The sequence below is a fragment of the Terribacillus saccharophilus genome, assembly GCF_046592595.1.
Classification (GTDB): Bacteria; Bacillota; Bacilli; order Bacillales; family Amphibacillaceae; genus Terribacillus; species Terribacillus saccharophilus_C.
The window spans coordinates 227295-240390 of sequence record NZ_JAWVPF010000005.1 but is presented as its reverse complement, the minus strand read 5'-3'; the positions used below and the strand labels follow the sequence as shown (position 1 = coordinate 240390).

12 protein-coding genes and 1 other annotated feature are annotated in these 13096 nt (G+C 45.0%); of the genes, 9 read left to right on the top strand and 3 right to left on the bottom strand.

Annotated features, from left to right (window positions below; genetic code table 11):
* Positions 1–11: 11 nt before the first annotated feature.
* Entirely contained in the window at positions 12–482 is a 471-nt protein-coding gene (locus tag SFC25_RS10485) for a transporter (protein WP_411215326.1), read from the bottom strand.
* 131 nt (positions 483–613) lie between these two features.
* Between SFC25_RS10485 and SFC25_RS10480 the strand changes: the two genes are divergently transcribed.
* The 5 genes from SFC25_RS10480 (at position 614) to SFC25_RS10460 (ending at position 6057) form a co-directional block, all read left to right on the top strand.
* Positions 614–1462 (top strand): DUF1206 domain-containing protein, encoded by an 849-nt coding sequence (locus tag SFC25_RS10480; protein WP_411215216.1) that lies wholly within the window; start codon positions 614–616, stop codon positions 1460–1462.
* 270 nt (positions 1463–1732) lie between these two features.
* Complete coding sequence (locus SFC25_RS10475) at positions 1733–2149, top strand: DUF1641 domain-containing protein (protein WP_411215215.1); 417 nt, start codon at positions 1733–1735, stop codon at positions 2147–2149.
* 31 nt (positions 2150–2180) lie between these two features.
* Positions 2181–3359 (top strand): NAD(P)/FAD-dependent oxidoreductase, encoded by a 1179-nt coding sequence (locus tag SFC25_RS10470; protein ID WP_411215214.1) that lies wholly within the window; start codon positions 2181–2183, stop codon positions 3357–3359.
* Between the two features lie 117 nt (positions 3360–3476).
* Positions 3477–4511, top strand: coding sequence for an ion channel (locus SFC25_RS10465; protein ID WP_411215213.1), 1035 nt, complete (start codon positions 3477–3479; stop codon positions 4509–4511).
* A 27-nt stretch (positions 4512–4538) separates the two neighbouring features.
* Positions 4539–4789: a binding site (T-box leader), on the top strand.
* Between the two features lie 59 nt (positions 4790–4848).
* Positions 4849–6057 carry an MFS transporter gene (locus tag SFC25_RS10460; protein WP_411215212.1) on the top strand — a complete coding sequence of 403 codons (1209 nt, stop codon included), beginning with the start codon at positions 4849–4851 and terminating at the stop codon, positions 6055–6057.
* Positions 6058–6162: 105 nt separating this feature from the next.
* On the opposite strand, the gene chrA is transcribed toward SFC25_RS10460, so the two are convergent.
* A complete protein-coding gene (gene chrA, locus SFC25_RS10455) occupies positions 6163–7344 on the bottom strand; it encodes a chromate efflux transporter (RefSeq protein ID WP_411215211.1) in 1182 nt (393 codons plus the stop codon).
* 206 nt (positions 7345–7550) lie between these two features.
* On the opposite strand from chrA, the gene SFC25_RS10450 reads away from it, so the two are divergent.
* From SFC25_RS10450 to SFC25_RS10440, 3 genes are all read left to right on the top strand, one after another.
* The gene (locus tag SFC25_RS10450) at positions 7551–8132 is read left to right on the top strand and encodes a TetR/AcrR family transcriptional regulator (RefSeq protein WP_411215210.1); all 582 of its coding nucleotides are present in this window, start codon (positions 7551–7553) and stop codon (positions 8130–8132) included.
* A 28-nt stretch (positions 8133–8160) separates the two neighbouring features.
* Complete coding sequence (locus tag SFC25_RS10445; RefSeq protein ID WP_411215209.1) at positions 8161–9615, top strand: DHA2 family efflux MFS transporter permease subunit; 1455 nt, start codon at positions 8161–8163, stop codon at positions 9613–9615.
* Between the two features lie 89 nt (positions 9616–9704).
* On the top strand, positions 9705–10526 hold the full coding sequence (locus SFC25_RS10440; RefSeq protein ID WP_411215208.1) for a GNAT family N-acetyltransferase: 822 nt from the start codon (positions 9705–9707) through the stop codon (positions 10524–10526).
* A 25-nt stretch (positions 10527–10551) separates the two neighbouring features.
* Here SFC25_RS10440 and SFC25_RS10435 read toward each other — a convergent pair whose 3' ends face one another.
* Positions 10552–11835 (bottom strand): aspartate aminotransferase type Ic, encoded by a 1284-nt coding sequence (locus SFC25_RS10435; RefSeq protein WP_411215207.1) that lies wholly within the window; start codon positions 11833–11835, stop codon positions 10552–10554.
* Positions 11836–11950: 115 nt separating this feature from the next.
* Here SFC25_RS10435 and SFC25_RS10430 point away from each other — a divergent pair, with 115 nt between their 5' ends.
* Positions 11951–13078, top strand: coding sequence for an alpha-hydroxy acid oxidase (locus tag SFC25_RS10430; protein WP_411215206.1), 1128 nt, complete (start codon positions 11951–11953; stop codon positions 13076–13078).
* Positions 13079–13096: the final 18 nt, after the last annotated feature.

The following is a 13096-nucleotide window of genomic DNA, read 5'->3' as shown; positions in this document are numbered from 1 at the left end:
CTGTTTTCATCTTAAAAGCAGCTGAATGCAGCAACTCGTCTAAGGTCGATGCCAAAATACTGCCAGCGGAATTGCTGCGGGCGCCAGCGGAAGCCAGCGATGGAAGTGCGGCCGACAAATACAGGGTAGTACCAGAAGCGCTGGCCGTTCTCAAGCTGCATATACGTGTAACGGTAGAGACAGAAACGAATTCCGCCTGGATCTATAGCAAAGGCAGAAGGACCACCGCTTCCGCCTACTGGCTGCAGCTGCGGAATTTGAGATGGAGGAGGTCCAGGAGGTCCAAATTGCCCCTGCTGTCCCCCGCCTTGACCGCCAGTTCCCGGAGGAGGTCCGAATGGAAATCCGCCTTGTCCTCCGCCGAATCCAGGACCACCGAATCCAGGACCGCCTGAACCAGGCCCGCCGCCAAAACCAGGGCCGCCTGGAAATTGGATTTGTCTTTGCTGATTTTGTTTATCATCGTTTTCGTTGTACATCATCATTCTCCCTTCTTGCTTCTTCTTCATCGTATGTAGGCACCTGTGCAAGGGTAGCTTGCCTATCCGATTTTTACCTGTTTCTCTTCTGCATGGCTTGGGTATAGCTTTTAAAACAGGAGAGGAAGACGATTATGGCCGATAAACAAGAAGCCAAACGAAAAGCAAGGGAGACAAAGGAAGATACAAAACCGTGGATTCGGAGATTCGGAAGAATTGGGTATATGTCTCAGGGAATCGTCTACGCCCTTATCGGTGTTTTGGCACTCCTGGCAGCACTGCATGTGGGAGGAGATACAACTGATACAGGTGGTATGCTGCAGAGGCTGGCTGGGTTGCCTTTTGGGAATGTTTTGTTATGGCTGATCGGAATCGGATTGATTGGGTATGTATGCTGGGATGCGATACTTGCCATCAAGGATCCGAACAAGGAAGGAAACGATGCAAAAGGGATAATTGTTCGTATAGGCTATGGTGTCAGCACTGTCATATATGCCAGTATTGCTTATAATGCGCTGCGCTTTGCTGCCACGAATCAGGGAAGCGGCGGAGGGAGCGAGCAATCCTTGACGGCAAAGCTTCTTACATATCCCTTTGGACAGTGGCTGGTTGCAGCAGTCGGACTCATAATAATCGGATACGGTATTTATGAATTTTTCAGTGGTATATCGGGGAGTTTCATGAATCGATTCAAGACTGGGGAGATGAATAAGCATGAGAAACGGGCGGCTCGCCATGCGGGGCGTATCGGGTTGATAAGCAGAGGCATTGTTTTCGCTATTGTTGGATTCTTTTTCGTCCTGACTGCTGTCCAGTCTGATCCGGATGAAGCGAAGGGGCTGGATGGAGCGCTGGCGGAAGTTTCTCAGCAGCCATTCGGACGCTGGCTCCTTGCCATCGTCTCTGTTGGGTTCATTTTGTTCGGAGTGTACAGCATCATCCGCGGCCGCTACGAGAGCATGAGTTTTGGGAAGAATGCATAATAATATTAATACTTTTTCCAAACAGGGGAAAGCTACGTAAGCAGAAGAGTGAAAGGGCTTTTATTATGTCTTTTTTTCGAATATATAATAGGAAATGAAAAAAATCATTAACGTGTGTGAAATAACTTTTGACAAGTTCTCCAAGTAGGAGTAAAGTTGTAGGTGGATATTTTGAGCAATTTGTGAACGTACAGTTGTGAACAAATTCACAACAAAGTATAATGTTTACGTATAAATATAATGCATTACCATAGCAAAGGAGAATACGTTATGTCAGAAACAAACGAAAGTGTTAGCCAGAGCCAACAGGACCTAGCTGCGCAATTGCTAAAACCTGAAGTACAAGAATCATTGACTTCTTTGATTGAACAGCTTCCAAAAATCAATGAACTTGTGAACGCTTTGACTGCTTCTTACGACTTCGCACAAGCTGTAGCAACAGATGATGTGTTGAAATCCGATACAGTTAATGCAATTACAGAAGTACTTCATCCAGTGACAGACTCTGTGAAAACAGTTGCCCAAACTGCGATTGAAGCGAAAGACCGTGCAGAAGCAAGCAACGAAACAATCGGCCTATTTGGTCTGCTTCGTCTGATGAAAGATCCACAAGCACAAAAGATGTTCCGTTTTGTTCAGAGCTATCTTGAAGTAGCGAACGAAAAAGAAAGACAAAAACAAAAATAAGAGCTTATAAGGTAAGGACGGAGGATTAAGTATGGCAAAGAATATCGTTATTTTAGGCGCCGGTTACGGCGGAGTCTTAGCCGCTCAAACCGTACGTAAGTATTACAGCAAAGCGCAAGCAAATGTAACACTTATCAATAAAACACCTACACACCAAATCATCACTGAGCTTCACCGTCTTGCAGCGGGCAGCATTTCCGAGCAAGCAGTGGCAATGCCTGTAGAGAAGCTTTTGAAAGGTTTGGATGTAGACTTCAAAGTAGCAACAGTGGAAAGCTTCAACGTCGACAAGAAAGAAGTTGTCCTTGCTGGCGGAAATACACTTTCTTACGATGCTTTGGTAGTAGGCCTTGGAAGTAAGACTGCTTACTTTGGTATCCCAGGATTGGAAGAAAACAGCCTTGTGTTGAAATCAGCTGATGATGCAAACAAAGTGTACAACCAAATCCAAGATAAGATTAAAGCATATGCAGCTTCTAAAAATCCTGCAGACGCTACGATCCTTATCGGCGGCGGCGGTCTGACTGGTGTTGAGCTTGTCGGCGAAATCGCGGACAAGCTTGCTTCTTACTGCTTGCCTCACGGTGTGGATCCTAAAGAAATCAAGCTTCAGCTTGTTGAAGCTGGTCCGAAGATCCTTCCGATGCTTCCACAGCATCTAATTGACCGTGCGCAGTCCAGCTTGGAAAAACGCGGCGTAGAATTCTTGCTTGGCTTGCCTGTAACGAACGTAGTAGGCAATGTCGTAGAATTGAAAGATGGTCAGAAAATCGAAACAAATACATTCGTATGGACAGGCGGCGTACAAGCGCTTCCGATGGTAGCTGAATCAGGATTGGAAACAGATCGCGGCCGTGCGACTGTGAACAACTTCCTTCAGTCTAAGAGCCACCAAGATGTATTTGTTGTCGGTGACAGTGCTGTATACTTCGGTGAAGATGGTCGCCCTTGGCCTCCAACAGCACAAATCGCTTGGCAAATGGGCGAGCTTGTAGGTTACAACCTATTTGCTTACCTTGAAGGCAAAACAATGGAAAACTTCAGCCCGATCAACTCCGGTACACTTGCAAGCCTTGGCCGCAAGGATGCTGTAGCATTCATCGGTGCTAACCAAACACCATTGAAAGGTCTTCCTGCAACAATGATGAAAGAAGCAAGTAACATCCGTTACTTGACTCACGTAAAAGGCCTATTCAGCCTAGCTTACTAAGCTGGAACAAAAAAAGCACCTCCCCGTCGGAGGTGCTTTTTTATGTGTTATAGAATGGCTGGAATCGGTCTTTTTTCTTAATTTTCCAGTTATAATGGAATTCTAGGAGGAGTGACTATGCTGTTTTTCATTCGTTTATGGAAGAACATTACTGGGTTCAATTTTCTGGCAATAGCTTTAGCATCTGTCTTTGTGGTGCTGGTAGGAACCGTAGGTATTCATGTAATCGAAAAAGATAATTTCCCATCATTGTTCGATGGATTCTGGTGGACGATGACGACTGTCACTACAGTTGGATATGGAGATTTTTATCCAGAGACGGTACCCGGAAGGCTGCTGGGAATCTTTTTGTTCCTATTCGGAATTGGCGTAATCGGTGTATTGATCGGGAAGATCGTAGACGTTGCCTCAGCTTATAACCGTATGCAAAGGGAGGGGAAATTAATGATCAAAAAAAAGGATCACTATATTTATATCGGCTGGTCAAAAAAAGTGAAAAGGTCAATTGAGGAAGTGCTCGCAAGTGAAAAAAATGCCTATATTGTAGTTGTTGATGATAGAAAAGAGCATCCATTCGATCATGAACAAGTTGCATTTGTGCAAGGAGATCCTTCAGATGAAACGACTTTGATACAAGCAAATCTTTTGGGAGCAGCACGCGTTGCTGTGTTCTCTGACCCTCAACTAGAATCTACATTATTAGCAGATGCCAAAACACTTCTAATAGCATCAGCTGTCGAAGCACTTTCCAAGAAAGAAAATACAAACATACATACTGTTGTAGAAATCAATAATGAAACGCATATCCCCAAGTTTGAGCATATATCCATTGACGACTTTATATTATCCAATGACTCGGTTTCCCTCTTGATGGCGAAAGCTGTTATGGCACCGGGTACCTCCAATCTCTTCCGTCAGCTGTTAAGCAAGCAGTATGGAACGAATATTTATGAGATACACCCTGATTCTGTCTGGAAAACATATCAAGATGCGCAGGAAGCGCTGACGAAAGAGGGGATGGTCCTGCTTTGTATCAATCAGGATATGAACTACCTTAATAAAAGAGAAACCGCCCTTCATTCTGAAGACAAGCTGTATCTCATAGCAAACGATGAAACTTACGAAAAATTTTCAAAACGCATTGTACAGTAGCTCCTTACATGATATCATAGAAAAAATTTACAAGTGATGAGGCGGAATAGTACAGCATGATAGCTCCTTCTGCAGAGAATCCCTGTAATGCTGAAAAGGGTGAGGGAGCTCAGCTGGAACAAACCGCGGAGCTGTCTGCCGGATGAAGATGATGGCAGAACGGGAAGTGCCCGTTAGCGCACAAGGGTCTACGCAGCAATGCGTGTACTTATCTGAGCTCGGCTGGGTGACTTGCCGGGGAAACTAGGGTGGCACCGCGACGGTATCTCGCCCCTAAGATGACAATCTTGGGGGTGGGATTTTTTTATTTGCTTCACTTCAAATAGGAGAGAGAGGAATGAAGATGAAGAAATACCGTTTACGTGCTATTGGAATGCTGATTGCGATTGCATGTGCTTCTTGTGGGGATTGGCTGTATTTGATTGCATTGAATTTAAAGGTATACGAGCAGGCAGATCAGGCTGCAGCCGCAGTGGCAATCCTTTATATGATTAAGCCGGCAGCTGGACTGCTAATGAACAGTTGGGCAGGCAGTATCATTGATAGACTGGATAATCGGAAGCTGATGATTCTGTTGTATGCTATAAGGATCTTCGGTATTGCCGGGATGATCATGGCCACTTCCCTATGGCAAATTTATGTGCTTGTTTTCTTCGTAGCAGCCGCAGGTGCCATCTTTGAACCTGCGAGTTTGCCGTATATCACTGGATTAATCCATAAGCGGCACTGGCAGAAATTCAATTCCTATCGTGCTATCGCAGATGGCAGCGGCTTTGTGTTAGGCCCTGCGGCTGCAGGAATTCTAGTTGGTGCAGGGTCTGTCGAGATCGCATTGGTCGCTAATATCGCATTGTTGCTGGCTGCAGTTTTTATTTGTATTGCTTTGCCGTCTATAAAAGCTGTCATAGAAGAAAGTCAGGAGAAGGGATGGCTTACAATCTGGAGGGAAGATTGGCAGCTTGTTACAGCTTTCAGTAAAAAGTTTGTCTTATTGACTCTTTTGCTGCTGCTGTTCAGCTTCTTCACTGTCATGACTGCAGCTGTCGACTCTATGGAAGTCGCATTTTCTGCAGAAGCAATTGGATTATCAGAGTCTGCTTACGGACTGCTAGTAAGTATTGCTGGAATAGGTTTTATTTCGGGTTCTGTACTGTTAGGCATCGTAAATCGCCATTTTCGTTCCATACAGCTGCTCACTTATGGAGCGGCAGGAGGAGCCTTAGGATATGTGCTGTTTGCTTTTTCCCAAAGCTTCCTCCCAGCTAGTGTGGGTGTATTCCTTCTATCTGGTGCGCTGGCTTTTGCAAATGCTGGATATGTCACCTATATGCAAGAGCATATTCCAGTCGAGCAAATGGGCCGTATGATGAGTATGTATCAATCGGTAGAAGCCATTCTGATTATCGGGATGACAGCAGTTTTGGCTGGTATCAACCAGCTGACAGATGTAGCTGCCGCGGTACAAATAGGCTGCCTGATCATGTTGTCAATGACAGTACTGCTGTTCATAATCAGTAAAAGAGCATTAGTACGTGAAAAAGCCTGATATCCATCCGGATAACAGGCATTTTCTGTAGTCAGACGATAGAATTGCTAGTCCGCCCTGACAACCAACAATAAAAATTGATTGTCTTTGGAAAATCTGATAATACTATAAAATCAACCCGCACGCAGCGCCTAACAGGACGATAACCCAAGCCGGAACTTTCCAGAAAGTCAGGAGGCTGTAGAAGATGGCGGCAAGGGCGATATCAGCAGCGGTGTGTATAGTCGTTGACCATATCGGGATGAAAAACGCGCTGATTAATATCCCTACAACTGCAGCGTTTACTCCAGCGAAGGCCTTGCGGAAGCTGCTGTTTTTCTGGAGACTTGTCCAGAATGGCAGAGCTCCGATTAATAGCAGGAATGCTGGCAGGAAAATAGCTGCGGTGGCTAGCAGTCCGCCTTGCCACCCATAAAGCACAGTCCCAAGATAAGCTGCAAATGTAAAGAGAGGTCCGGGGACTGCTTGAGCAGCTCCATACCCTGCCAAAAAGTCTTGCTGGCTGATCCAGCCGGTTGGAACGAATTCCCGCTCCAAAAGCGGCAGGACTACATGACCGCCTCCGAATACGAGGGAACCTGCACGATAGAAGCTGTCAGCCATAGCAAGAAGTGGAGCATCTGTTAAAGCGCGCAGCACTGGCAGACCAGCTAATAAAAGGAAAAACAAACCAAGGCAGATTGCTCCAGTTTTCTTGCTGATAGAAAAGTTTATCTGACTGGATGCCTTATCATTTTGATTCGGATGAAGCAAGAAGTACCCAGCACCAGCTGCAAGCAATAATGCCAGCAGCTGCGAAAATTGATGAGGCCATAAAAGGGTTAGAACAAGTGCCCCTAAGGCAATTCCCTTTGTCATTCGATTTGCTGTGAGTTTTTGACTCATTCCAAGTATGGCATGCGCGACGACAGCAACAGCGACGAGTTTCAAGCCCTGAATCCAGCCTGCGTCTGAAAGATTCGTTTGTCCAATAAATAGGGCGAATAAGATAAGTATCAGAACGGAAGGCAGGGTAAAACCGATAAATGAGATGATTCCGCCAATCATGCCGCCTCTTATTATTCCGATACCAATGCCGACTTGACTGCTGGCTGGGCCCGGGAGGAATTGGCTGAGAGCAACTAGATTCGCATAAGCCTGTTCATCCAGCCATTTTTTATTCCGTACATAAGCCTCCTGAAAGTATCCGAGGTGTGCGATAGGTCCCCCGAATGAAGTGCAGCCTAAACGAAAAGAAGTAATAAAGATTTCAATAAGAGCTGTTATCTTTTTTTGATCATTTGTCATATCTACTGCTCCTTTCCATATATTAATTGTTGGAATAGGTTGAATCATGCTATTAAAATGCATTTGTAATATAACATTTCTTAACCTTATCGACGAAGAAATTTACAGTAACTTTACAAACAAAATTGCAGATCACATTCTTGACAGGTTAAACGAAAAAAATTATTATTATCTAGACCAATTGTTATAATTTAAGGAGTGCAAGGTTGTATGGAGCAGTGAAAAAGAAAGAAAGCACTAAAGAACTCATCTTACGTACCGCTTCGGAGCTGTTCCAGCGACAAGGCTATCACGGCACAGGCTTGAATCAGATCATCGAGGAAAGCGGTGCTCCTAAAGGGTCGCTGTATTATCACTTTCCAAATGGGAAAGAGGAGATTGCGGTCGAAGCAATCAAGCTCATGACGGAGCATGTTCTCGAAGGAGCCGCGAAGGACCTGGAAGAAAAGGATACAGCTGCAGAGGCTTTTCAGTATCATATCCACAAGATTGCTTCTGAATTTGAAAAAAAACATCAAATGGAAGGTGTGCAGATTGGACTGATTGCGTCCGAAACTGCAGCAACGCATGAAGCATTGCGCAAATGCTGCCAGCACGCCTATACGGACTGGCAGGCATTATATACCAATCGATTGATCGCCTTTGGCTATGAAGAAGAAATGGCAAAAGAATTGGCTGTTACGATAAATGCCTTGATCGAAGGGGCCGTGACCTTGGCTTTGACAAGTGCATCAGGAAGCCCGCTGTATAGTGTGGCAAAACAGCTTCCGTCATTACTTAAACAATAATTCCGCATTGGAGGAGAAAGCTTTGCAAATGGATAGTAATAATACTGCTTCAACAGCAGTGAATAGCAGCGATATCAAAACTATGCCAATCATCATTTCATTCTTGATTGCTGGTTTTGTCGGCCTGTTCAGTGAGACAGCCCTAAATATCGCGCTGCAAAATATCATTAATGGATTTGGGATCTCAGCATCCTCTGCTCAATGGCTGACTACAGGTTACCTGTTGACTCTTGGGGTACTCGTACCAGTTTCCGGTTTAATCATGCAGTGGTTCACGACACGTCAGTTATTTTTAACATCTTTGGTGTTCTCCATCATTGGTACTATTATTGCTGCCCTGGCACCATCATTTTCTGTTTTGTTAATCGCGCGTATTGTGCAGGCAATAGGAACAGCGCTATTACTGCCTTTGATGTTCAACACAATCTTGAACATCATTCCGCCGCATCGACGCGGTAAAGCGATGGGATTGATCGGGCTTGTTATTATGTTCGCACCTGCAGTAGGTCCGACGATCTCTGGACTGATCATTGATGAATTGACTTGGCATTGGATCTTCTGGTTCTCCTTGCCATTGCTTTTAGTTGCACTCGTTTTCGGTGCATTCTTCATGCAAAACGTAACACAATTGACGAAGCCAAAAATTGATATCCTGTCGATCATCTTATCGACTATCGGTTTTGGCGGCGTAGTATATGGCTTCAGTCATGCAGGTGAAGGCGGCGGTTGGGGCGATCCAATCGTAATCGTAGCTATTGCAGCTGGTGTTTTGAGTCTTATCTTATTCTCTGTTCGTCAGGTTAAGATGGATCAGCCGATGATGAATTTGAATGCATTTAAGTATCCAATGTTCGTATTAGGTCTAGTATTGATCTTAGTAAGTATGATGGTTATGCTTTCTTCCATGATCTTGCTGCCTTTGTACCTGCAAACATCCCTGGCGCTTACTCCGCTAGTTGCCGGTCTGACAATGCTTCCAGGCGGTGTTATCAATGGTTTGCTTTCACCTGTCATGGGGGGGCTATTCGATAAATTCGGACCGAGATTCCTTGTGACTCCGGGTCTTATCATTGTCACTTTGGTTATGTTCGGTTTCTCTACCATTTCTCTGGACACGTCTACTGGTTTCATCATTGGATTGCATATCGCATTGATGATTGGTATCTCCATGATCATGATGCCGGCACAGACAAATGGTTTGAACCAGCTGCCTCCTAGTCTGTATCCAGACGGAACAGCTATCATGAACACATTGCAGCAGGTTGCTGGTGCGATTGGTACAGCTGTGGCAATCTCTATCATGACTGCTGGACAAGAAAGCTTCTTGGAAGGCGCTGCTAATCCGCAAGATCCAGCTACAATGATTCAAGCATTCACAGAGGGTGTCCAAAGTTCATTTATCTTTGGTATCATTGCAGCTATTGTTGGTGTGGTAATCAGCTTCTTTATCCGACGAGTGAAAGTAGATCATCAAGCAAATTAATAAAAATCCTGCCGGTTATCCGGCAGGATTTTTTTGTGTGGAAAATTAAGGTATGATAAATGGGTAAACAGAGATTGGGGGTAATGTGTTTGCTTACAGTCAAGCAATTAAAAGAAATAAAAGCACTTCAGCAAGCGGTAGAGCATCATGACGGTATAGAGCTGAAGCTGAATTGGGATATGCTCGAAAACAGAGGGCAAGAGCAAACTGATTTTTTGTCATATGATTCGGAGCGGCTTGTTGGTTTTCTTGGATTGTATTGTTTTGGCACCAAGATTGAGGTGTGTGGTATGGTGCATCCAGATTACCGCCGGAAAGGAATCTTCAATAAGCTATTCCAAAGCAGTCATCCTGCCTTGGAAAAAGCTCGGCACATATTGTTGAATGTCCCGGCTAATAGTGAATCAGGTAAGCTGTGGCTGGATTCCATAGCTTGTGCATATGAGGAATCGGAGTACATGATGAAATGGGATGGAAAAGCCCTGCCTGACTCTGATGCATCCATTTATTTGCGTCCTTCTCGTAAAGAAGATATCGCGCTGAAGATGAAATTGGATGTGGTCTGCTTCAATTTCAAAACGGAGGAAGCCAAAATATATAATGACCGTTTGGAGAAAGATGGATTTCAAAAGGAGTTTTACATGATTGAGGCGGAAGATAAAACAGTCGGGAAGATCCGTATCCATCATGAGAGAGAACGAAGTGAGATATATGGTTTTGCAATACTGCCAGAATATCAAGGGAAAGGCTATGGAAGGAAGGCTTTGCAGGAAGCTGTTCGGATGGAAGCGGAGCAGGGGCAAACGGTCCATCTGGATGTCCAGACTGAAAATGAAAAGGCATTATCTTTATATACGTCGACCGGATTTATAAAAGAAAGCCAGCAGGATTATTATGTGTACTCCATATAAAAAGGCCGCCTTAAGGCGGCCTTTATTATTTCTGTAAAAGACGATTGATGCTCACCATTTCTACGCACAAACATAGCACATCGATAGCTTTCTTCAGTTCTTCTGTTGGTGGCAGGGTTGGCGCAATACGAATGTTCTGGTCGTATGGATCCTTGCCGTAAGGGTAGGTTGCACCTGCACCCGTCAATGTTACGCCAGCTTTCTTGGCAAGCTCGACGACATCTTTGGCGCAGCCTTCCATTGTGTTCAAGCTGATAAAGTATCCTCCGTTCGGATTCGTCCAATCGGCAATTCCTTTACCGCCCAGCTTCTCCTCCAGAATCGTAAGGACAGTCTTGAATTTTGGCGCAATGATTGCGGCATGCTTTTTCATATGGGCTGAAAGAGTGTCTTTATCTTTCAAAAACGCTACGTGGCGCATCTGATTCAGTTTGTCCGATCCAATTGATTGTACTGATAGATGTTTTTTATAGAAATTAATATTCTTTTCGCTGGAAGCAAGCGCAGCAACACCTGAGCCTGGGAAAGTCACCTTGGAGGTAGAAGTGAATTCCATTACACGATCCGGATTCCCCGCACCTGCCACGGCATCCATGACATTTTTCAGTTCATCCGGTTCGTCTGTAAGATGATGCACGATATAAGCATTGTCCCAGAAAATCCGGAAATCATCTGCTGCTGTTTGCATCGCAGCCAGACGATCAACAACAGCATCTGAATAGGTGAAACCATCCGGATTGCTGTATTTGGGCACGCACCAAATTCCTTTGATTTGCGGATCCGCTCCAACGAGCTTCTCCACTTCATCCATGTCAGGGCCTTCAGGTGTCATCGCCACAGGAATCATTTCGATTCCCAAAGCTTCGCATATAGTGAAATGACGGTCATAGCCAGGGCTTGGGCAGAGGAATTTCACGTTTTCTTGCTTGATCCATGGCGTTGCTTCCTCGGATACACCATGTAGCAGGAATTGGACGATAGAATCATGCATCAATGTCAGGCTGCTGTTACCGCCAACGATTACTTGCTGTGGTTCAACGTCCAGTATAGAAGCGAAGAATTTTTTTGCCTCTGGAATACCATCCAATACACCGTAGTTTCGGGCATCCGTTCCATTTTCTGTCTTAACTGTGCTGCTTGATGTAATCATATCGAGCATCGGCTGGGAAAGATCAAGCTGCTCGGTGCATGGTTTGCCGCGTGACATATCCAGCTGCAGCTGCTGACTGGCGATTTCCTCATATGCATCCTGCAGCGTATTGTATTTCTGTTGTAACGCTTCATTCGAAAGATCTTGATAATTAGCCATGGTTGCCGCCTCCGTTGATATTTTTCAAAGATTATCTTAACACGAAAAGAGTGGAATTCCTAACGTGTTCGAATTATTCTATTAATATTACATTGAAAGGAATGGGGGTCAAGAAATGGGAAATGTTTTTACAAGAATCGGAGAAAAAATAAGTGATTATCCGTTATTTGCAGCGGAATGGGAAGAGAGGGCTCGAGAAATTCTGCCAGCTGGTCCTTTTGGGTTCTTGCAGAGTGGAGCCGGAGATGAAATAACACTCAAACAGAATCGGGAAGCATTCGGCGATTACGACATCTTGCCGCGGGTACTGCGGGATGTTTCGAATGTGGACACTTGTATCCAGCTGTTCGGTCAGGTGCAAAGTATGCCAGTGATGCTGGCACCGGTAGGGTTCCAAGGAATTTTTCATTCGGAGAAAGAGCTTGGCAGTGTTAGAGCTGCAGCAGCTGCGGGTATTCCGTTTGTTGCAAGCACGGTTACATCCGCTTCAATGGAAGAGATTGCTGCGGCAGCACCGGAAGCAGTGAAATGGTTTCAATTATACTGGTCCAAAAATCGCGATTTAACCGCCAGTATGGCGAAACGCGCAGAAACAGCGGGCTATAAGGCAATTGTAGTCACAGTCGATACAGGGCTTTTGGGTTGGCGCAAACGAGATTACCGTAATGGATATTCGCCGCTGAAGCTGTTGAAAGGAGCAGCCAATTACATAACTGATCCTGTTTTTCAGGAAATGGTACCACAGCTTACAGAAGAGTATATAAGAGAAGCGATACTGGAGAACATTCATCATCCAAATCTTTCATGGGATGATTTACTTTTCCTGCGGGAACAGACAAGTTTACCAATTGTTGTGAAAGGTATCTTGCACCCAGCAGATGCTAAGCAGGCAGTTGAATTAGGAATGGACGCAATCGTTGTGTCAAACCATGGCGGAAGGCAGCTTGATAGTGCCATAGCTTCCTTGCGTGCACTGCCTGCCATCGCAACAACAGTAAATGGAGCAGTGCCAGTATTGATGGATGGCGGTGTGCGAAGCGGGTCAGATGTATTTAAAGCAATTGCTTTGGGAGCGGACTGTGTTTTGATAGGCCGGCCTTATGTGTATGGGCTCGCAGCTGGCGGACAAGCTGGGGTGAACCGCGTGATCGAGGATCTGCGTACAGAGCTTCAATTGACATATGCTCTTTCAGGAGTGGCTTGTTCAAAAGACATAGATACAGCTTATATAGTAAAAAGGTAGGGAATAGTACAATTTAGA